This is a genomic window from Paenibacillus allorhizosphaerae, assembly GCF_042659105.1.
In the GTDB taxonomy this organism is placed as follows: Bacteria; Bacillota; Bacilli; order Paenibacillales; family NBRC-103111; genus Paenibacillus_G; species Paenibacillus_G allorhizosphaerae.
Genome location: NZ_JBHSRV010000006.1, coordinates 101,186 through 121,280, shown reverse-complemented (window position 1 = coordinate 121,280; position 20,095 = coordinate 101,186). Strand labels below are relative to the sequence as shown.

The window sequence follows — 20,095 nt, the reverse complement described above, 5'->3', positions numbered from 1 at the left end:
ATGTTAAGTTTTGCATAAAACAAAAAAACGCCGGAACACCCTCTATAAGAATAGACGGCGTTCCGGCGGAAAACCTTGCACTATGACGCACAATTTATGTTGTTGTTCAAATCTTCCTTGCTTCGGGCATTGAGCAGCAGGAAGCCGATCATAGCCAATGCCGATAAGGCCGAGCCGGTGGCATACATCGCATGAGGGCTCCAGTGGTTGAAAATCCAGCCGCCCAGCGTACCGCTCACCAATCCGGCAAGGCCCGACCAGGTGACGGCATACAGCGCTTGCCCGCTTGATCGGAATTGATCCGGCACAATCCGCTGAATATAACGGATCGCTGTAAACAAGAAAATGCCGAAGGACAGCGAGTGCATCGTCTGGATCGCGACGACCCACATCGGATTGTCGACCAAGCTCATCAGCAGGAACCGAAGAGCATAGACGAAGGAACAGACGGCGAGCAGTGGCAGTTCCTTGTATTTGTGCCCGTGCTTGCTGAGAAAAATGAACACGGGAATCTCGCTGAGCGCCGACGCCATCCACGAGTAGCCGACAATCGTCTGATCCGCGCCGAGACGCTGCAGGAATAATGCCAGAAAACCGTCGTTCATCCGCGTCGCGAGGGCCGCCGTGAAAATAATCAGCAAAAAGGCGAGAAACGACTTGGACGTAACGATCGGGACAAGTCCGGCAAAATCCGGCTTCGTATAGGTCGCGTCCCGCGCATCGGTGAGAAGCAGAGAGAGCAGCAATGAAATGGCGATGGTGGTCAGGCTAATAGCGGGCACAAGCCCGGTGCCGAACCCTTTCAGCACCATGCCGAAAACGAGTGCGCCTAACGCGAAGCCGATCGAGCCCCATACGCGGAAGGACGCATAGCTTTTTTTCGTACCGCTGATCGAGAGCAGCGTCATGCTGTCGTTCAGCGAGCTCATCGGTGATTGAAAGAAAAAGAAGATCGCCATAAACACCATCAGCAGCCAAAATGTGACGGTATGGAACAAGAGAAATGCAACTATGAGCTGACAGATCAATATGAGTATCATGATCTTTTTCACCGTACGGTATTTATCGCTCGTGAACCCCCAAAACAAGTTCGAAACGATGCCGATCATCGGTCCGACGGAGTAGAGCAGTCCGATCTGTATGGTTGAAAAGCCTTTGTACTGAAAATATAGCGGAAAATATGATACAATGACGGACATTGTCATGTAAAATGAAAAGGTAAAACCCCGCAGCGTGATGTCGCTTGAGGCCCCCGTTCGGCTGCTCATAACGTTTCACTCGATTCGTTGTTTTTTCTGGTTGCGGCATGAACTCGTGCAACAGGACGGCCTTCGGACCTTGCGAACTCTCGCAGCATGTACAAGACGACGAGCGCTTCGGCAACCATTCCGAGCGATTGGGCGAGCGCTCCGATCATCCCGTTCCATCCGGGATTCGAATAAATGCAAATGACCAGCGTAACCAGCAGCGTCAGGACGTTGGCGGCTTGCGACCATACCATTACTTTCGTTTGACTGCGCAGCATCAGCAGCCCGTTGCCGAAATCAAGCCATGGAAAAATGAACGTCATGATCATAAACACTTTCAGCGTCGACAAGCTTGCCTGCATCAGCCTCTCGTTCACGCCCATTATATGCTCCATGAACCACGGACCCGCGGGCGTGTAGGCGAGCAGCGCGATAAGGCAGCTTGGAATTAGCGACAGCATCAGGGTAAACCGGCGGACGGCCGCCGCATCTTTGCGGTAAAAATTCAGTACGATCTGGTGAATATAAGAAAAAAAGCTTTGCACCAGCTGCGTCAAGCTGCCGGCAATGGCGAATGCTGCAATGGAAAGCTCCAACTGCGTCGTCTTGCCGAGAAATGCATTGATCGCCGGGCCGGCGATGACCGCAATCGCGGAAGAATACAGCAGCGGCTTGTAAAACTGGAATATTTGTTTCGTACTTTCGACTTCGTGATCCGGCTTTTTCTCGGGAATTTTGCGCAGTAGCGCTCGTCCTTCCCAGAAGCTAACGGCCGCTTCGATGATCATGCCGGTCAGGAAGATGATGGCGCCGACCGCACCGCTGGTTACTCCGGTTTTGATAAAATAGAGCGATAGCGCATACATGCCCGCGAGACGGATCAGCATCCCGATCGTAAGCCATTTCGTACGCATGTTGAAAATGATGATCCCGTGAAAAATACAGCGGATGCCGGAAAAAATGCTGACGAACATCAGTACGCGGTACACGTTCACCATCGGACCGACCAACTGTTCGTCCGCGCCGAACAAATGCAAAAACACCCACGGGCCTACAGGGGTGTAGCTGATCAAACCGCCTATGAGAAATATAGAGCCCAGCACGTATACGCCGACGAGCGACATCGCGCGGAATGAGCGCCGGTCGCGGACCAGCGCCGAGCATGTCTGGCGAAGCAGCACGGCGGGACGCTCGGTGATGCCGAGGATGCTCATCGGCAGGGCATAGCTCGCAATGATAAGCTCCGGATGTGCGGAACGCGCTAGCGTACTGTTAATGATGACATGCGAAATGGTAACAAGGCTCGCCGATATTCCGAGAGGAATGAAGAAAGCGAGAAGCTGCCGGAATGAAATTCGGACTTGGTCTGGTTGATTCATTGTTGCTCTCCCTCTTTCAATGTCACCCATTATAACACGGATCCGGAACGAAAGGAGATAAAATTTACTTTTTCACTGGAAGCTATCCCATCGTTCGTGTTACATTAATATAGATAAACTGTCAGCGCCTTTTTCGTCATCTTGAAATGAAAGGTGGAGCAGGCATGAATGACTTTTTTGCGCTTGACGAGCGGCTCGGGATACCGCTGCCGCAGCTGCAAAAAGATTTTGACGAGTATACGAAATCGGAGCAGACGGAAATGCTTTTGCGCTGGGAGGAAATACGAGGTACGATTCCCGAGAGGATCAAACAGATCGAGCGCGTAATTATAGCGAAGCAGGATGAATTGAACGTGGAAAATAATTTTGCGAAGTCGTGCCGGTTAAACAGCGAAATTGCGGATCTCGCAAGCGCAATCAACGATTTGCACTTATGGTTCCGCGTCAATCAGGATATAACGGCGGAACGGGTTCATCGTTAACCGATTCGAAGTTCGCGCCTACGTTGCAACTGTTACAACGTCAGATCGTTGTCAGTTGTCAACAAACGTTGCAACTGTTACAACGTCAGATCGTTGTCAGTTGTCAACAAACGTTGCAACCGTTACAACGCAGCATCGTTGTCGGTTGTCAACAAACGTTGCAACCGTTACAACGCAGCGTCGTTGTCGGTTGTCAGCTAAATGATAACGAGGAGGTTGGAGGCTTTGACTTGGACCGATAGCTTGCGCAGGCTTGCCGCACAGCTTACCGACCACAAGCCTTCGCTGTACCCGACGGAGGAGCTTGACGATTTGACGGACATCAAGATCGCCAAGCTGTCGACGAACGGTTTTGAAGGAGAACGGTTGACTTTTGCGTTGGCCTTGAAATCCGGGCTGCATTTGTTCAATGAAAGCCTGGACCCGTCGCACGATATATCGCAGGAAATTCATACGCCTACCGGCAGCTATTGGCATGGCATCATGCACCGGATGGAGGGCGATTACGGCAATGCGAAATATTGGTTTCGCATGGTCGGGCATCATCCTGTCTATGATGCACTCGCCGATCAAGTCCGCGGACTGCTGAAGGAAACCGATCTGCAGCGAATCGGCAGCGCATTGCTTCGAGAGCCGCTTGAGAAACTGTCGAACGCGGGCAGATGGGATCCCTATCTGTTCGTCGATCTGGTGGAACGGCAAGTAACCCAGGTGCGCGATGATGCCGGAGAAGAGCTGCTGAAGGAAATGCAGCATCTCGAGATGAAGCTTCTGCTGGAGTACTGCTATGCCCAAAGCGGCGGGGGAGGCACGCTCCTTGAGCCCCGTTAAGCCGAGCCGCAGCGAACAAGTGCCCCGAGGCCCGGTTGGCTTAATGCTGCGCGTGTACCGCTACGTGCTTCCTGAAGTGCGGGAGCAGCTCCGTTACTGGCGCGGGAAGGCGGAGACGATACCCGATCCCGAGCTGCGAAAACAAGCGATCGCCAGCATGACGAGCAAGCAGTTTCATTGCGAGGGAGGCGCCGTGTATGCTGCGGCGCATTTGTCGATGCGCCATATATTGATTCCGCTCATTGTAGCGTTCCAGACGATCAGCGATTATTTGGATAATTTGTGCGACCGCAGCACTTCACTCGACCCCGAAGATTTTCGCCGGCTGCACCAGTCGATGCTCGATGCGGTCGATCCGGCCGAGCCGCTGCACGATTATTACGAATTTCGCGAAGAGCGGGAGGATGGCGGTTATCTCGGCGATCTGGTGAAGACATGCCAGGCGAGCATCCGGATGCTGCCCTCGTTTCCAACCGCAGCCGAGTCTGTCCGGGAACTGGTCGGGCTGTACTGCGATTTGCAGGTGTACAAGCATATTCGCAAAGATTTGCGCGAGGAAGCGCTGCTCGAGTGGTGGCAGCGGCATCAAGCCAAGTATCCGTCGATCAGCTGGAACGAATTCGCTGCAGCGACCGGCTCGACGCTTGGGGTCTTTATGCTGTTCCTCGCAGCTTCGGGCACCGAGCTTAGGCCTGCCGCCGTCAAGGCGATTCATGACGCATACTTTCCGTATATTTGCGGTTTGCACATTCTTCTTGACTATTTGATTGATCAGGAGGAGGATCGCGCCGGAGGCGACTTGAATTTTTGCAGCTATTACGACAGTGTGGATGTGACGGTGGAACGGCTCGCGCTCATTGTGTCCGAGGCGCGGTCCAAGTCGCAGCGACTCGATCATCCGCCGTTTCACCGGATGATCATAGAGGGCCTGCTCGCGCTTTATTTATCCGATCCGAAAGTGAGCAAACAACAGGATGTGAAGCGAATTTCCCGGGTGCTCATGAAGAACAGCCCTATGATGCGGATGTTCTTCTTCGTGAACAGCATCTGGATTCGCAGAACTTCTTAGCATATATCTTCTATAAATTATGGATAGAAGCAAGTGAACCCAAGGAGGAACCATCATGTCAGTTAAAAAAATTGCGGTGCTTACGAGCGGCGGCGATTCGCAAGGGATGAATGCGGCAGTTCGCGCGGTCGTGCGAAGCGGCCTTTATCACGGACTTGAAGTATTTGCCGTCCAACGCGGCTATGCAGGTCTGATCAACGACGATATTCGCGAAATGGACTTGCGCAGCGTGGGAGATATTATACAGCGCGGCGGCACGATTTTGCAGTCGGCCCGCTGCAAGGAGTTTATGACGCCGGAAGGGCAGCAGCTTGGGGCGGACAATTTGCGCAAGCGCGACATCGACGGTATTGTGGTCATCGGCGGCGACGGCTCGTATCAAGGGGCAAATAAATTGAGCAAGCTCGGCATCAAAACGATGGGGCTGCCGGGTACGATCGATAACGATATTCCGTATACCGATATCACCATCGGTTTCGATACGGCCGTTAGCATCGTGGTGGATGCGATCAACAAGCTTCGCGATACGATGAGCTCCCATGAAAGATCGTCTGTCGTCGAAGTCATGGGCCGTCATTGCGGAGATATCGCTCTGTATGCGGGGCTTGCCAGCGGAGCGGAGACGATTCTCGTGCCGGAAGTTCCGTTCGACCTCGACGAAATCGCGTCGCGGATGGCCGGCAACTTCTCGCAAGGGAAACGCCACAGTATCATCGTCGTCGCCGAAGGCGTAGGCAAGGGCGAGGATATCGCGGCGGAAATTATGCGCCGCAACGGCATCGAAGCGCGCGTGACCGTACTCGGCCACATTCAGCGCGGCGGAGCGCCGACGCATAACGACCGGGTGCTCGCCAGCAGCCTTGGCGATTTTGCCGTTCGTAAGCTGATCGAAGGCGATTCCGGAAAGTCGTGCGGCATCATTAAAGGCGAACTCGTCGCAACGGATATCGATAAGGTCGTGAATTCGAAGAAGCAGTTCAACATGGAGCTTTATGAGCTCGCGAAACGGTTGTCTCAATAAAATACGACCGGGGAAAAAAAGAAGACGCCAGCGTTTTATTCGCTTCGCGTCTTTTGTGCTTGTTGCAATGGCAATGGTGCGGCAGCTCGGCCTCCGGAGGGCGGCGGTTGGATGCTAAGAGCACTTATTCGCCCGCTTAGTCTGAACGATTCAGCCCGGCCGCGAGTGCCTCAACAATTTCGCGGGTCGGCCGGTTTCCTTTTTTGGCGTAAACGATCGTGGCGCTCTGATCGATGACGTAGACGATGCGCTGCTGGCCCAGCAGGCCGAACAGCGTATGCCCTACATCATACAGTCCGCGAATGCGCTCGCCTTCATCGGCGACAAGCGGAAAATCGTACGTAAACTTTTCGGCGAAATTACGGTGTTCCGCCATCGTACCGGGATTGACGCCGATCACGAGAGCGTCGTATTCCGCGTATTGGGCTTTGGAGTCTCGAACGGCGCACAACTGCTTCGTACAGATCGGCGTCTCGTCTTTCGGGTAAAAGATGAGTACGACAGGCCGTTTTCCAAGCACATCTTCCAGGCGCACGGTTCCTTGCGTGCTCTCGGCCGTGAACGCGGGAGCAGGCGTCCCTATGGCTAACATTGCGGTACCTCCCCATGGTCATAGATACATTCATTGTAGCGAATGGTCTTATACGCAGCAAGTGAAGACGCGGGGCGCCTCGGTCTCAAGAATCATTTGTTGCGCTTCATCGTTGACTTTACTTAATTTTCTATATTACGATGTATGTAAAGTCAGCGAGAGGAGATTGTTATTATGAAATTCATGATTGTTGCCGGCAGCAACCGGAACCATGCGACAAGCACGCAATTGTGCCGTTATATCGAACGGCTGCTTCGGGAGAAAGGCTACGAGGCAACATTATTCGACTTGCATGAAAAGCCGCTGCCCTTTTACAGCAAGGACTCGGAGCTGCAGGACGCCAATGTGAACGCACTGAAGCAAGGATTGCTCGAAGCCGACGGTATTGTGCTCGCAACGCCGGAATATCACGGAAGCATGTCGGGCGTGTTGAAGAATGCGCTTGATTTCGCAGGCTTCGACCACTTTGACGGCAAGATCGTCTTGTCCGTCAGCTCTGCCGGCGGAGCGGTCGGCGTAAGTTCGCTGCAGCAGCTGCAGACGATCGTCCGTAACGTTCACGGCATCAACTGCCCGGAATGGATTTCGATCGGCGGGGCACAACGCAACTTTTCGCCAGATGGCGTCCCGGAGGATGAGAAGACGCGGGAACGGGTGCAGCGTACGTTGAATTATTTTACACAGATGGTCCGAACGTTTCGTATGAAATAATCGAACGGTTCGAAGGAAAGGGGGAAGCATCGCGATCGTGGCTGCGATATTGCGTAACGATTGGGCGCCTCTGCTCGAGGAGGAATTTCAGAAGCCGTATTACTTGCAATTGAGGCAATACTTGAAGCAGGAATATGCCGCATATACGATATACCCGGACATGCATGATATTTTCAACGCGCTTCAATATACGTCTTACGAACAAACGAAAGTGGTCATTCTCGGTCAAGATCCATATCATGGTCCGGGGCAGGCGCATGGTCTCAGCTTCTCGGTGAAGCCGGGCATTCCGGCGCCGCCGTCGCTGCAAAACATGTTCAAGGAGCTGAACGGCGACCTCGGCTGCCGTATCCCTGACAACGGGCATTTGGTTCATTGGGCCGAGCAGGGGGTACTGCTGTTGAACACGGTTCTGACTGTGCGAGACGGACAAGCCGCCTCGCACAAGGGGAACGGATGGGAGACGTTCACCGACCGCGTCATTTCACTTCTGAACGAGAGGGAAAGGCCGATCGTCTTCATCCTGTGGGGCAATCACGCCGGACAAAAAAGCCAGCTCATTACGAACAGCCGCCATCATATTTTGCGATCGGTACATCCGAGTCCGCTGTCGGCGCATCGCGGATTTTTCGGCAGCAAGCCTTTTTCGAGCGCCAATGCATTTCTGCAAAGCATCGGAAGCGAGCCGATTGACTGGCAGATTGCGGATATCGGACGGAGTGCCAATTAATACCGGATCATCAACAAGACAGCCCGATACCCAGCGAATGGGAATCGGGCTGTCATCGTATCATTTAGTTGTAGTCGACATTCGGCGTATACGTATTGACGGCGTTCCAAAGCAAAAATTCGTCGACGCCGTTATCTTTCAGCGCCCGGATTTGTTCTTCCACTTCTTTTTTGCCGTACTTGATATGTCCGGGTACCCAAGTGGCGGTAAAGTCCTGAATCCAGGGCCGTATAATCGGCTTGAGGCTTTGCAGCGGCTCCAGTTTCTTGTGCGAATCTTTCGTCGCGCCGTTAATGGTAGCGTAGGGCTGCGCATCCGGTATGTTCGAGCCGAACCAACCGGTGGAGTAATGGCTAGGATAAATCATCGGACAAATGACGTCTACCTGCTGCGCAATTTTCTCAAAATCTTGACCGATACCTTCCGCCGCCGGAACGGACGCGGCATACCCGAATATATCGACCGATACGCGTACGCCGAGCGGGGTCAATTGCTCTCGCGCATATTTGATGAATTGCGCTATCACATCGATCCGTGCGCGGTCGTCTTTCGTATATTGGAGGGTGTCAGCCCGTTTCTCGAATCCTTCGGGAAAACGGACGTAATCGAATTGAACTTCTTTGAACCCGGCTTTAGCCGCTTCCTTAGCGATCGCGATGTTGTAGTCCCATACTTCTTTCATATACGGATTGACGAAACTGTCGGGCGGATTTTTGCCGTTGCCCCACAAGGAGCCGTCTTCGTTGAGAAAAGAGAGATCAGGCCTTTTTTTGGCAAGCACGGTATCCTTGAACACGACAACCCGGGCAATGGGATACACGTCATGCTCCTTTAACGTATTCATCAGCTTTGGCATGTCGGTAATAATTTTTTGCGTCGTCTCCATGGCTTGCAATTCGGGGTTGCCCGTATCGTAAGTGATGTAACCCCAGTCGTCCTTCACGTCGACCACCACCGCGTTTAGCTCGGTATCGTCCATCAGCTTGAGCAGCGTGTTCATTCTTGCTCCGCCGGCACTGTGGGCCGTGGCATAAACGCCCTTCACCTTCGGGGCGTTTTGCTGCGGATCGATTTTATTGTCCGGCTTCAGGCTGTCCATCGAAGGAGCTTGCTGCGCAGCGGTATTGCCTGAATCGATCGCCGCCTGCGCAACCTGTTCAAAGGTCATGTCGGGATGATCGGCGCTGACGCCGCCCCAAGCGAGCAAAAAAGCCGCTAGTAAAAGTTCCATTTCCATCCGTCTCCTTGCTAGTTTGCTATAATTCATTATAATAGAGTAGGCTGTCAAACGAACAGAGAATAAGGATGCATTTTGACGAAAAATATGGTCAATTCGACAAAGGATCGATATGATGAATAAACAAATATGGACGCTGCGTGGACTGAACTTCTCGTACTATGCCACCACGGCGGTTCTCATGCCTTTTCTGCCAATCTACTTCGAGAGCCGGGGATACTCTTCCTCGCAGATCGGGCTTTTAATGATGATCGGTCCTTTCGTCACGTTGTTCGCTCAGCCGTTCTGGGGTTATTTGAGCGACCGCTACCATACGCTGAAGCTGCTCATCTTCGGTTTGTGGGTCATGACGGTGCTGTCCAGCGTGGGCATTTTTCAAACGACGGGATATACGTTTGCTCTCCTGTTTATGCTGCTGCTCTACTTTTTCATGCAGTCGTCGGTGCCGCTCTTGGATACGATGGCGATCAAATCTACGGCCAAAGCGAAAGTGAACTACGGGACGGTGCGCATGTTCGGTTCGCTTGGCTTCACCTTACTGGCGATGTCAACGGGACCTCTGCTGCAGGCGCTCGGAGGACTGGATCATATACCGTATTTGTATTGGACGATCTGGATACTGCCGCTGGGGCTGCTCCTGCTGCTTAAAGACGACAAAGGGGCGGGAGGACGGCGCGCATCGCTGACGGACTTCGGCAAACTGCTCGGGAACAAACATTTCTTATGGTTTTTACTGCTGGTCTTCGTGCTTACGGTTCCTCACCGGATGAACGACGTTTTACTCGGACTGTACTTGAAAGACCTCAAAGCGACCGACACGATGGTAGGGTTGGCTTGGGCGCTGGCGGCGGCGAGCGAAGTTCCGACCTTCGCCTTGCTAGGCCGCTATATGCATAAATTCAACGAACTGGCGCTGCTTGGGGTCATTGGTTTGCTTTATACCGTCCGCTGGCTGCTATACGGATATGTGACAGATCCATTCGTCTTGCTGCTGCTTCAGGCGTCGCATTGCATCACGTTTGCGGCCTTCTGGATTACGGCTGTCCATTATGCCGTTAGGCTCGTACCGATGGAACTGCAATCCACGGGACAATCGATGCTGTCGATGGTGTTTCTCGGATTGGCGGGAATTACGGGAGGCCTCGCCGGCGGCTGGGTCAAGGATCATATGGGCGGGGCTGCCATGTATCAACTCGGTGCCGGGATGGCACTCGTTGCTGCCGTTCTGCTGCTGGGCACCCATGCGTATTACCGCAAAAAAAACCATCCGCAGTAACTGCAGCGGATGGTCGGATTATAAGCAAGCATTAGAATGTATAAGTTTTCAGCGGCACTGAACCATTCTGATGGTTCAAGAAAAGCTTCGACTAAAACACACGAATGTATCTTGATCGATAAGGCTTCGGTCAAATGCTTATCTTATTTGCCGGAGGTCGGGTGAGTCTGGGGAGCTTCGACTTGTACGGGAGCGGCCGCCAATTCCTTCTTGGGTGCTTCCGGTTCGCGCGGCAGCTCATCGGACGAGCTTCCGCTGTTTCCGCTGGTCGCGTCCTTGAATTCGCGGAACATTTTGCCGAATCCACGTCCAAGCTCAGGCAGTTTGCTTGGGCCGAACAAAAGCAGCGCGACGACGACGATTAATATTATATGCATGGGAGTCAACGCGTTAAACATAGTTTGGACACCTCCGAAATGGTTCAGCTACATCATAGCATGAATCTAATGGTACTGTAACATAAATTTATTACGAATCCATAACATTTTGTTTTAACGGTACCGTATCTTTCAAAAATGTATGCTATGTAATAGATGATTCAAAGCTTTTCTTGTTTAAAAAAAACGCCTCCTTCATTAATGAAGGAAGGCGTCTTTCTGATGTTCGGAAATGCTGTACTGAATAATTTCCATCGCATCCTCTGCCATTAACGATGCAAGACCGTTACGAAGGACGATTTCGGATTCCAGCTCAATCTTCGTAAGCGTAGGATACAAATCTGGGGTTAATTTCATTACAATCGTCGCTAACCTTACTGTTTCCACAAGCATCACCCTTCCCGTCGTCATCTGGTGCACAAGGTTCCGGAGCGAATTACGAGTAACAGAGGTAAAGCCATAGGAATCGAAATGAAATTGTAAGCTTTATGCTTCTCTCATTATACCATAAAAGCAATGCTTATGTATGGTCTCTTATACACATTTATGGATCGTTCTGCCAAAATATGCATTAGGTGCGCCGAAATAAGCCCATGACCCCCAACGTTTGAGTTACGTTCACAAACGCTTGCGGATCCCACTGCCGTACCAACTGTTGCAGGTCGTTCAGCTCATAACGGGTCGTGACGGTCATCAGCATATGCTGAGGCTCTTTCATATAGCCGCCTTCCGTCTCGATGACGGTGACGCCGCGATGCAGCTTATGCATTTTGCGCAGCAGCAAATCTTTTTTTCTCGTTACGATAAAGACGGTCACTTTCAAATGCCGGATATGGATCGTATCCATCACTTTGCCCGTTATAAACATCGAAAGCATGGAATAAAGCGCCAAATCCCAGTTTTGCTTGTAGTAGCCGAGGGACAGAATAACAAAGCCGTTAATGACAAACAAGAACGTGCCCAGCGAAAAATCGCGCTTCCGCGTCAGGATGGACCCGATAATGTCGAACCCGCCGGTCGAGCCGCCCGCTCGCATGGATAAACCGGCCCCGATCCCTATCAGTACGCCGCCGGTTACCGCAGATATGATCAAATCCTGGCCTACCGAACGAATCGGAATCAACTGCAAGAACCAAGTCGTCAATAAAACCGAAATAACGCTTAAAATGATAAACTTGCGGCCGATGGAGAGCATGCCCCAGACGAGTACCGGCAAATTGAGAATGAAATAGAGCAGCGAAATGTTAACGTCGGTAAAATAACCGACGATCATGGCGATGCCCGATATTCCGCCGCTGAGCAGCTGATGCGGGATCAGAAACAAATTAAAGCTTGCCGCTACGAGCGCGGAACCGATTACGGTGAACAAGACCGCCCCGGTCAAGGAGCGCTGAACCATGGCCAGCATACGTCACACCTCCCGTTACTAGTATGAGTCTTTTGTGGCTCTAGCAATTCAAATGCCGGGCAAAAGGGGAGAGGTATGGGCCAAACACCGGTTAAACGAAAAACAAGCTTTCCGGTATGGCCGAAAAGCTTGCTTTATGTCGATCGTTATTTGCGTTTAAAAGAACCGGAACGGCTGCTTGTGCTTGGTTTGCTGCCGGAAGGCGCTTTGTAGGTCGGTTTGGAGCCGTCGTTGCCGCGAATATTCGAAGACGATGAGGAGCTCGATTTAGGCGGCGTCGTCACCGAAGAGCTTGACTTCGGCGGCGTAGTCGAGGTCGAGCCGGAACTGGCAGGCGGTGTCGTCGTCGTACCTGACTTGGGCGGCGTTGTGGTAAAGCTGCCTTTTCGTTCCGAGGTGGTTGGCTGCTGAGTTTGCGCCGGTGTTTTGGACGATGTGCCGCTTGAACCCGCCGGGTACGGGGCAGCCTGGTATTTTCCGTAGTCTTCGTAACGCTTGCTGGACGTATATCCGCGATAATCGTAACCACGGCTGGAGTTAAACCACCCTCCGCCGAGCACCGACTGAAGAATGGAGGCCGTTAAGTAGCCTTGCAAAAAGGATGAATCGTAATTTTCCTTGGCATATTGAATGGAGTCGAGCTCTACCAGTGTATTCGCTTCGTTGCTCGGATCCTTTTGCACATTGATGATTTTGTTGTCGTAGACGAGAAACATACTGTCGAGCGATTCTTTGCTCACCTCTGACGGCTTCTCTTTGTCCGCCAATTCTTTCGCGACGGTAGGCACGTCTTTGCCTTCCACGACGTATACTTTTGCCGTACTTTTGCCTTGACCCTGGACATCGATTAACGAATAGTTGTCCTTGACGTAGTTGCCGGCGTCGCCGCATCCCGCCAAAAGCGCGAAAGCGAGCAATAAGGCTAGCCATTTATATGCTTTGTTCATGATGCGAAGGTCACCTCCTGTACACGCACCTGAAGCGATATATTCGGTATGAATAAGATAAATCCGGTACCATAATCGTCGTTAGCTCTGCGAGCCTTTGATAAATTTAATTTGTCCTGCAGGCGTGCGGCAGCCTTCCATCGCCACATATTTGCCGTCCTGCCACTGCAGGAAAAAATATTGATCTTCTCTGCCGAAATAACGCCAGAACAGCACCTGGTCGTTCGCGCGAAAGTCCGTATTCCCGTCGGAGCGAACCGTATCGCTTCGGTTATGCTCGAGCTCGTAGGTGAAATCGCCGCCAACGTCGAGCGAAGACGGGACATCGTTCGGATCGTCCAGCGACCCTTCGACAAATTCGCAAAGGAAGCATTCGTACGTGCGGCCTTTTTCCACCACCAGACAAGAAATATGCTTGCCATTCTGCAAATAGTACGCGAAACGGTGGGGGGCAAAGCCTCGGTCGAAATAAGTTAACTTGCCGGATACTACATATTCCTCGAGATCAACGGTAATAATATCGCCGAGTTGCGAATCCTCAAGCGGATTCGACGGTTTAGCTTCCGGTTCCTGCTTGTTGCTCTTCAGGATGGAACCTACTCTTTTCCATATCGACATGGATTTTCACTCCTTCTATTGTACTACCTGTATGTGAATGATGGTATCCATATTGTTATCCAATTGCAATTATATACGATCTGAAATGATTTAGGGTTTCAATTTGATCGATTATGGAATATGGATAACGATTATGGTATAATACTAAAGATATTCTTAAGTACGGCCTTTACTGTTCATTTTTAAACACGGCTCGGGAAGTGTTTATGAAGAGAAGAAATATATGGAGATAGGAGTCGCACTTAAGGGTATAGATATAATGAGAACCCTAAAAGACAAAGGAGACTGAAAACATTTGAAAACATTTAGTGAATTCGGCTTGGAGCCAAAGGTACTGCGCGCTATTACTGAGATGGGCTTTGAAGAATCAACCCCGATTCAGGATAAAGCCATTCCGGTAGCAATGGAAGGCCGCGACCTGATCGGCCAGGCACAGACAGGAACAGGGAAAACCGCCGCCTTCGGGATTCCGTTGATCAATAAGATCGATATTAAAGAAGAACGGATCGTGGCGCTCATCATGTGTCCGACGCGGGAGCTTGCCATACAAGTAGCTGAAGAGATCGAGAAGCTCGGGCGGTTCAAAGGCATCCGATCCCTTCCAATTTACGGCGGACAAGATATCGTGAAACAAATCCGCGGGCTCCGCAAAAAGCCGCAAATTATTATCGGTACGCCGGGTCGTTTACTCGATCACATTAACCGCAAAACGATCAAGCTGGACGACGTTCAAACCGTTATTTTGGATGAAGCCGACGAAATGCTCGACATGGGCTTCATGGACGATATTCAAGCGATCCTGAAGCTTGTACCTGAAGAGCGCCAGACGATGCTGTTCTCCGCTACGATGCCGATCAATATTCAGAAGCTGGCGCAGCAGTTCCTGCGCAATCCGGAGCATGTGTCCGTTATTCCGAAGCAAGTGAGCGCGCCGCTGATCGACCAGTCGTACATCGAGCTTCACGAGCGTCAAAAATTCGAAGCGTTGTGCCGATTGATCGATATGGAATCGCCGGATTTGGCCATCATCTTCGGACGGACCAAACGCCGTGTCGACGAGCTTGCCGAAGCGCTGCAAAAGCGAGGCTACACCGCCGAAGGCTTGCACGGGGACTTGTCCCAAAATCAGCGCGATAACGTAATGCGCAAATTCCGCGACGGAAGCATCGACGTGCTTGTTGCTACCGACGTTGCGGCGCGCGGCCTTGACGTTTCGGGCGTAACGCACGTCATTAACTTTGACCTGCCGCAGGATCCGGAAAGCTACGTACACCGGATCGGCCGTACCGGCCGTGCAGGGAAAGAAGGCGCGGCTTATACGTTCGTTACTCCGCGTGAGATCGACCATCTGCACTTCATCGAGAAAATTACGCGCCACCGCATCACGCGCAAGCCGATGCCGAGCCTCGCGGAGGCGATCGAAGGCAAGCAAAAGGTGACCGCGGAACGCGTGCTCGAAATTTTGCAAAATGACGAGCATAACGAATATAAAGGTTTGGCGATTTCTTTGCTGGAGCAGCATGATTCGGTTCATTTGCTGGCCGCTGCGCTCAAGCTGCTGACAGGCGATAAGAAGGAAATCGAAATCGAGCTGACGCCGGAAGATCCGATCCGCGCCAAGAAAAGAAGACCTGACGTTCGCAGCAGCGGACGCCGTCCTTCCGGTCCTTTCGGTACTGCCGGAGGCGCACGTCGCAACGATCGTCCGTATGACCGCGACCGCGGCGGTTACCGTGGCGGTGGCGGCGGAGACCGTTCGCGCCGTGACGGAGGTCGTGATAACCGCGATACCCGAGGCCGCTCGGATAACCGTGATCGTGGCGGCTATTCCCGTCCATCCAACCGGACCAACGAGGAAACGCTCGTATAAAAAGTCATGCACGGAGGCAAGCGCGCTCAGTTCGTTACGGCGTGCTTGCCTTTTTTGTACATAAAAAAACGGCAGACACCGCTTCCGCTAAACGGACGGAGGCGTCTGCCGATTTGCCAATCGCCTTCGGCTCTTAGTACAACAGACCGCGGCTCACAATCACAAGCAGTATAAACAATACGAGGATCGTACCTGTAGAAGTCCAGAAACCGCCATACGCTATGTGACTCATTGAACATGCCCTCCTTGACTCAGTTGTGGTTTGAGTGGGTACTATACTATCAACATATGCCCACCACGGGCGAATGGTATAGACGGGTACCTAGATCGCCATAAATAAGCTATAATGGATAATATATCGGATTTAGGAGGTCAAACGATTGGAATTTCGTGGACTAATGGGTGGACTATACCGCATTACGGAATGGATCATGCGGCTTTCCGTCATCAACTTGCTTTGGGTGCTTTGCTCCCTTCCGTTTTTTTTACTCGGCTTGATCCTGCTGCAAGCGCAAACCTCTGATCAAGTATTTCAAATGTTCTTTTTAATGTGCGTCGTATCGCCTTTTACGCTGTTTCCATCCACGACCGCGATGTTTAGCGTTGCCCGCAAGTGGCTAACGGGCGAAGAGGACGCGCCGCTGCTCAAAACCTTTTTCCGCGGTTACAAAAGCAACTTTTTGCAAAGCATGCTGGGAGGATTAATTTACATCATCCTGGGCGTTATTTTATATACCAACTACCGGTTTTACGGGGGCCAGTCCAATACGTTCGGCATATTGCGCTTTCTGGTGCTTTCGCTTTCCGTCATTTTGGCGATATCGCTGTTTCACTTTTTCTCGATATTATCGCATTTGCATATGAAGCTGCTGCAAATAATAAAAAATGCGCTCTTGATTACGATCGGCAGTCCGATTCGCTCGTTGTCGCTCATCGTGTTGATCAGTGTCATTGTGTATATCAGCTTCTTTAAATTCACCTTTTTAATTCCGTTTTTTATGGGAAGCTTGATCGCTATCGTTTCTTTCTGGCATTTCAATCTCATTTTCGGCAAGCTGCAGATGAAGCAGCAGGAATTGCTCGAGAAGGAAGCGGAAACTGCAGAGGCAGACCCGGAATCGGAGAAGAAACAAGACGGCAGCGAGGACGAGCACGAAACCTCAACCGAACCGAAAGCGCTGCGGTCGGAAGAAACACCGGCGGATTTGCGAGGGGAAGCGACGTCATCACCGGGGAATGATCAACGGGAATCGGAGCATACTAAGAAAGAGCAGCCGTGATTTTCCGCTTATTCCATAACAAATATGGCGTCATGAGGTTTACTTTCATTAGTGAAACCACTATAATGTAAATACAACAAAATCCTGCGATGTGCGTTTCGGTTTTCAGTTGTTTTGAACCAATGACTGTTTCACGGGAGACCTATATTGAATCGCGGCTGACATGCCCTCGAAAAGGGACTTCAAAACCGATTCTGCGGACACCCACCTGCGAGAGCGGGTTTGAAACACGAAATCGGACGGCATATGCGGGTTTTTTTTGTGCTTAAATGGTCGTATACATAGGAGAAAGGGTGTTAGAAATGAAGCTGTTCATCGATACAGCGAACGTGGATGAGATCCGCATGGCGCATGAGCTTGGTGTCATTGCCGGCGTTACAACGAATCCGTCGCTGATTGCGAAAGAAGGCAAAGATTTTTTTGCAACGGTTAAAGAAATCGTGTCCATCGTAGGCAATATGCCGATTAGCGCGGAAGTCATTAGCTTGAAAGCCGATGAAATGGTGGAACAGGGCAAGAAGCTCGCTGCACTCGGCGAAGGCATTGTCGTCAAAGTTCCGATGACCGAGGAAGGCTTGAAGGCGACGAACCAGTTCGCGAAGCTTGGGATCAAAACCAATGTCACGCTCATTTTCAGCTCTCCGCAAGCGCTGCTTGCCGCACGGGCGGGTGCAACTTACGTATCGCCGTTTGTCGGCCGTTTGGACGACATTAATCAAATCGGTATGAAACTGATCGAGGAGATCAGCCAAATCTTTAAAATGCACAGCATTACTTCGGAAATTATTACTGCTAGCGTACGCACGACAACGCATGTTATTGAGGCGGCGCTGCTCGGAGCGGATATCGCTACGGTTCCTTATAAGGTAATCCAGCAAATGACGAAGCATCCGCTTACGGATGTGGGCATTGAACGTTTTCTGGCCGATTGGAAGGGCGCAAACCTCTCGTCTTTCTAAGCGAATCATTGGGGTTTGCAGTTCCTATACAAATGAGAAGAGCAGTGCTCGCATTCCCGAAACAGGGAGCGCAGGCGCTGCTCTTCTTATTTATTATAGCATCAGAGCTTACAGTTTTCAGCGAAAAGGGTTCGATCAGAAAATTTTCATATGAACACTAAGCTAGGGTGTTTTATACCAGATCGTGAAGCCGGTGGAACGTGTCTTTCAATGTCCCGTAAAGCGAACGGTACACCGAATAGTACGCTTCATACCGCTCTTGATTCGCCGGGTTCGGCTCCACCCGGTCTACAACGCGAATCCACTGCTCGCAGAGCGTCGGGATGTCTTTCTGCATAACGCCGGAAGCTGCCATGACGGCGGCGCCGTAGGCCGGGCCGTCCGTTGAATTGACCGTGACGACCGGATATCCAAAGATGTCGGCGATCATTTGGCGCCAGAACAAGCTTCTGGCCCCGCCGCCGTTTACCCGCAGCTCCGTAATTTCGATGCCGGATTGCTTCACAAGCTCAAGCGAATCGCGCAGTCCGAACGTGATGCCTTCCAGCACGGCGCGGGTCAGATGCGCTTTCGTATGCCTCAGGTTGAGCCCGATAAAGCCGCCGCGCGCTTTCGGATCCGGGTGCGGCGTTCGTTCCCCGGTCAAATAGGGGAGGAACAGCAGTCCTTCGCTTCCGAGCGGGGCCGTTTGTGCGAGCGCCGTCAAATATTCGTACACGTCGCGGCCTTCGGTCGCGGCCTGCTGCAGTTCTTCATACGCGAAATGGTTTTTCCACCACTGGAACGAGCCGCCGGCCGCGAGCATGACGCCCATGCGATGCCATTTGCCCGGGACGCCATGGCAAAACGAATGCAGGCGGCATTCGGGATCGGCCTCATACGCGTCGTCGTGGACGAACACAACGCCGGAGGTGCCGAGCGCGACGGAGGCGATGCCGCGGGAGACGACGCCGACGCCGACAGCGCCGCACGCCTGATCCCCGCCGCCGGCGACGACCGGCGTACCGGCGATCAGGCCGGTGCGGTTCGCCGCTTCCGGCAGCACGCGGCCGGCCACGGCGTTGCTCTCGTACAGCGGCGGCAGCCATTCCGCTGGAATGTCCAGCCGCCCCAACACTTCCTGCGACCAGTGGCGGCCGGCCACATCAAGCAGCAGCGTGCCGCTGGCGTCCGCGAGATCCATACCGAAAGCGCCGGTCAGCCGGAGGCGGACGTAATCCTTCGGCAGCATCAAATGCGCCGTCCGCTTATAATGATCCGGCTCGTGATTGCGCAGCCATACGACCTTCGGCGCGGTAAACCCGGTGAGCGCCCGATTGCCGGTCAACAGGCCGAGCGTTTCTTTGCCGATCGTCCGTTCGATCCAGTCGCATTCCGCGGCTGTGCGCTGATCGCACCATAGCAAAGCCGGACGAACGACGGCCAGCTGCGAATCCAAAAACACGGAGCCGTGCATTTGTCCCGATAAGCCGATTCCTGCAACTTCTTCTCCGTTCACGCCGGACTGGGCAAGGAGAGCGCGAATGCAATCCGCGGTTCCGTTCCACCAGTCTTCGGGATGCTGCTCCGCCCAGCCCGGCTCGGGCTGAAGCAGCGGGTATTCGACGCTGTGACCGGCTTTCACCGAACCGGCTTCGTCAACCAGTATGCATTTCACGGCGGATGTGCCCAAGTCAATGCCTAAAAAATATGCCATTGCGATCACCTCATACAACTTTATTTTTGATTCATGCTTACCAAAGAACTTAGTTTATCGATTAAACAAATGCTGCATTTATTATATTCGCATCCCAATACCGAATTCCTGCCGAACCTATCATTTTTGTTAAGATTTCAGGAATTTTAACTTCGATATGCGCAAAGCGCGTAAAAAACTTTCTCCTCGCAAAAAAAGATCCTTTTCATCACGAATGTATCTTCATCGAAAATGCTTCGTTCCGCAGCGTTTGTTACAAAAATCGTAACAAATTGCCCATTTCCTCTTTCTCTTCTTAGCAAACAATGTTATCATAAGAAATAGTGTTAGCCCGGGTTTATACAACCTCATAGACCATGCTTACG

Annotated in this window: 21 protein-coding genes and 1 other RNA gene; 11 read left to right on the top strand and 11 right to left on the bottom strand. The window is 52.1% G+C overall.

All coding sequences use genetic code 11. The features are described 5' to 3' along the window. Positions 1 to 80: 80 nt before the first annotated feature. Together ACFQI7_RS21950 and ACFQI7_RS21945 are read right to left on the bottom strand one after the other, a co-directional pair. A complete protein-coding gene (locus tag ACFQI7_RS21950) occupies positions 81 to 1,268 on the bottom strand; it encodes an MFS transporter (protein ID WP_218101054.1) in 1,188 nt (395 codons plus the stop codon). Then, entirely contained in the window at positions 1,265 to 2,626 is a 1,362-nt protein-coding gene (locus tag ACFQI7_RS21945; RefSeq protein WP_218101055.1) for a multi antimicrobial extrusion protein MatE, read from the bottom strand. The genes ACFQI7_RS21950 and ACFQI7_RS21945 overlap by 4 nt, the downstream gene beginning before the upstream one ends. Before the next feature lie 164 nt (positions 2,627 to 2,790). On the opposite strand from ACFQI7_RS21945, the gene ACFQI7_RS21940 reads away from it, so the two are divergent. From ACFQI7_RS21940 to pfkA, 4 genes are all read left to right on the top strand, one after another. Further along, on the top strand, positions 2,791 to 3,108 hold the full coding sequence (locus ACFQI7_RS21940; RefSeq protein WP_218101056.1) for a hypothetical protein: 318 nt from the start codon (positions 2,791 to 2,793) through the stop codon (positions 3,106 to 3,108). A 225-nt stretch (positions 3,109 to 3,333) separates the two neighbouring features. Next, positions 3,334 to 3,939, top strand: coding sequence for a hypothetical protein (locus ACFQI7_RS21935; RefSeq protein WP_218101057.1), 606 nt, complete (start codon positions 3,334 to 3,336; stop codon positions 3,937 to 3,939). Between the two features lie 43 nt (positions 3,940 to 3,982). Then, entirely contained in the window at positions 3,983 to 5,008 is a 1,026-nt protein-coding gene (locus ACFQI7_RS21930; RefSeq protein WP_218101152.1) for a tetraprenyl-beta-curcumene synthase family protein, read from the top strand. A 55-nt stretch (positions 5,009 to 5,063) separates the two neighbouring features. Continuing rightward, positions 5,064 to 6,029, top strand: a complete 966-nt coding sequence (gene pfkA / locus ACFQI7_RS21925; RefSeq protein WP_218101058.1) for a 6-phosphofructokinase — start codon at positions 5,064 to 5,066, stop codon at positions 6,027 to 6,029. 136 nt (positions 6,030 to 6,165) lie between these two features. On the opposite strand, the gene ACFQI7_RS21920 is transcribed toward pfkA, so the two are convergent. Next, the gene (locus ACFQI7_RS21920) at positions 6,166 to 6,621 is read right to left on the bottom strand and encodes a peroxiredoxin (protein WP_218101059.1); all 456 of its coding nucleotides are present in this window, start codon (positions 6,619 to 6,621) and stop codon (positions 6,166 to 6,168) included. A 174-nt stretch (positions 6,622 to 6,795) separates the two neighbouring features. Between ACFQI7_RS21920 and ACFQI7_RS21915 the strand changes: the two genes are divergently transcribed. Together ACFQI7_RS21915 and ACFQI7_RS21910 are read left to right on the top strand one after the other, a co-directional pair. Continuing rightward, positions 6,796 to 7,332 carry an NADPH-dependent FMN reductase gene (locus ACFQI7_RS21915; protein ID WP_218101060.1) on the top strand — a complete coding sequence of 179 codons (537 nt, stop codon included), beginning with the start codon at positions 6,796 to 6,798 and terminating at the stop codon, positions 7,330 to 7,332. A 37-nt stretch (positions 7,333 to 7,369) separates the two neighbouring features. Further along, positions 7,370 to 8,062 carry a uracil-DNA glycosylase gene (locus ACFQI7_RS21910; protein ID WP_218101061.1) on the top strand — a complete coding sequence of 231 codons (693 nt, stop codon included), beginning with the start codon at positions 7,370 to 7,372 and terminating at the stop codon, positions 8,060 to 8,062. Between the two features lie 64 nt (positions 8,063 to 8,126). Here ACFQI7_RS21910 and ACFQI7_RS21905 read toward each other — a convergent pair whose 3' ends face one another. Continuing rightward, complete coding sequence (locus ACFQI7_RS21905) at positions 8,127 to 9,293, bottom strand: putative glycoside hydrolase (RefSeq protein ID WP_218101062.1); 1,167 nt, start codon at positions 9,291 to 9,293, stop codon at positions 8,127 to 8,129. Between the two features lie 118 nt (positions 9,294 to 9,411). Here ACFQI7_RS21905 and ACFQI7_RS21900 point away from each other — a divergent pair, with 118 nt between their 5' ends. Beyond that, the gene (locus ACFQI7_RS21900) at positions 9,412 to 10,575 is read left to right on the top strand and encodes an MFS transporter (protein ID WP_377517596.1); all 1,164 of its coding nucleotides are present in this window, start codon (positions 9,412 to 9,414) and stop codon (positions 10,573 to 10,575) included. Positions 10,576 to 10,718: 143 nt separating this feature from the next. Here ACFQI7_RS21900 and ACFQI7_RS21895 read toward each other — a convergent pair whose 3' ends face one another. The 5 genes from ACFQI7_RS21895 to ACFQI7_RS21875 all read right to left on the bottom strand — a co-directional run bounded on the left by ACFQI7_RS21895 (position 10,719) and on the right by ACFQI7_RS21875 (position 13,925). Beyond that, complete coding sequence (locus ACFQI7_RS21895) at positions 10,719 to 10,973, bottom strand: Sec-independent protein translocase subunit TatA/TatB (protein ID WP_218101064.1); 255 nt, start codon at positions 10,971 to 10,973, stop codon at positions 10,719 to 10,721. A gap of 177 nt (positions 10,974 to 11,150) precedes the next feature. After that, positions 11,151 to 11,345 (bottom strand): hypothetical protein, encoded by a 195-nt coding sequence (locus ACFQI7_RS21890; protein ID WP_218101065.1) that lies wholly within the window; start codon positions 11,343 to 11,345, stop codon positions 11,151 to 11,153. A gap of 178 nt (positions 11,346 to 11,523) precedes the next feature. Beyond that, positions 11,524 to 12,360, bottom strand: a complete 837-nt coding sequence (locus ACFQI7_RS21885; RefSeq protein ID WP_218101066.1) for a YitT family protein — start codon at positions 12,358 to 12,360, stop codon at positions 11,524 to 11,526. 146 nt (positions 12,361 to 12,506) lie between these two features. After that, the gene (locus ACFQI7_RS21880) at positions 12,507 to 13,307 is read right to left on the bottom strand and encodes a DUF4247 domain-containing protein (protein ID WP_218101067.1); all 801 of its coding nucleotides are present in this window, start codon (positions 13,305 to 13,307) and stop codon (positions 12,507 to 12,509) included. A gap of 81 nt (positions 13,308 to 13,388) precedes the next feature. Beyond that, positions 13,389 to 13,925, bottom strand: a complete 537-nt coding sequence (locus tag ACFQI7_RS21875) for a DUF4178 domain-containing protein (RefSeq protein WP_218101068.1) — start codon at positions 13,923 to 13,925, stop codon at positions 13,389 to 13,391. A 295-nt stretch (positions 13,926 to 14,220) separates the two neighbouring features. On the opposite strand from ACFQI7_RS21875, the gene ACFQI7_RS21870 reads away from it, so the two are divergent. Next, complete coding sequence (locus ACFQI7_RS21870; RefSeq protein WP_218101069.1) at positions 14,221 to 15,795, top strand: DEAD/DEAH box helicase; 1,575 nt, start codon at positions 14,221 to 14,223, stop codon at positions 15,793 to 15,795. A 133-nt stretch (positions 15,796 to 15,928) separates the two neighbouring features. Here the strand turns inward: ACFQI7_RS21870 and ACFQI7_RS21865 are convergent, their stop codons facing one another. Then, on the bottom strand, positions 15,929 to 16,027 hold the full coding sequence (locus tag ACFQI7_RS21865; protein ID WP_218101070.1) for a sporulation protein YjcZ: 99 nt from the start codon (positions 16,025 to 16,027) through the stop codon (positions 15,929 to 15,931). 148 nt (positions 16,028 to 16,175) lie between these two features. On the opposite strand from ACFQI7_RS21865, the gene ACFQI7_RS21860 reads away from it, so the two are divergent. The 3 genes from ACFQI7_RS21860 to fsa all read left to right on the top strand — a co-directional run bounded on the left by ACFQI7_RS21860 (position 16,176) and on the right by fsa (position 18,034). Beyond that, positions 16,176 to 17,075, top strand: a complete 900-nt coding sequence (locus ACFQI7_RS21860; RefSeq protein ID WP_218101071.1) for a YesL family protein — start codon at positions 16,176 to 16,178, stop codon at positions 17,073 to 17,075. A gap of 78 nt (positions 17,076 to 17,153) precedes the next feature. Then, positions 17,154 to 17,334: non-coding RNA, 6S RNA (ssrS, locus tag ACFQI7_RS21855), on the top strand. Positions 17,335 to 17,377: 43 nt separating this feature from the next. After that, on the top strand, positions 17,378 to 18,034 hold the full coding sequence (gene fsa / locus ACFQI7_RS21850) for a fructose-6-phosphate aldolase (protein WP_218101072.1): 657 nt from the start codon (positions 17,378 to 17,380) through the stop codon (positions 18,032 to 18,034). Positions 18,035 to 18,206: 172 nt separating this feature from the next. Here the strand turns inward: fsa and xylB are convergent, their stop codons facing one another. Beyond that, positions 18,207 to 19,730, bottom strand: coding sequence for a xylulokinase (gene xylB / locus ACFQI7_RS21845; RefSeq protein WP_218101073.1), 1,524 nt, complete (start codon positions 19,728 to 19,730; stop codon positions 18,207 to 18,209). Positions 19,731 to 20,095 lie beyond the last annotated feature (365 nt).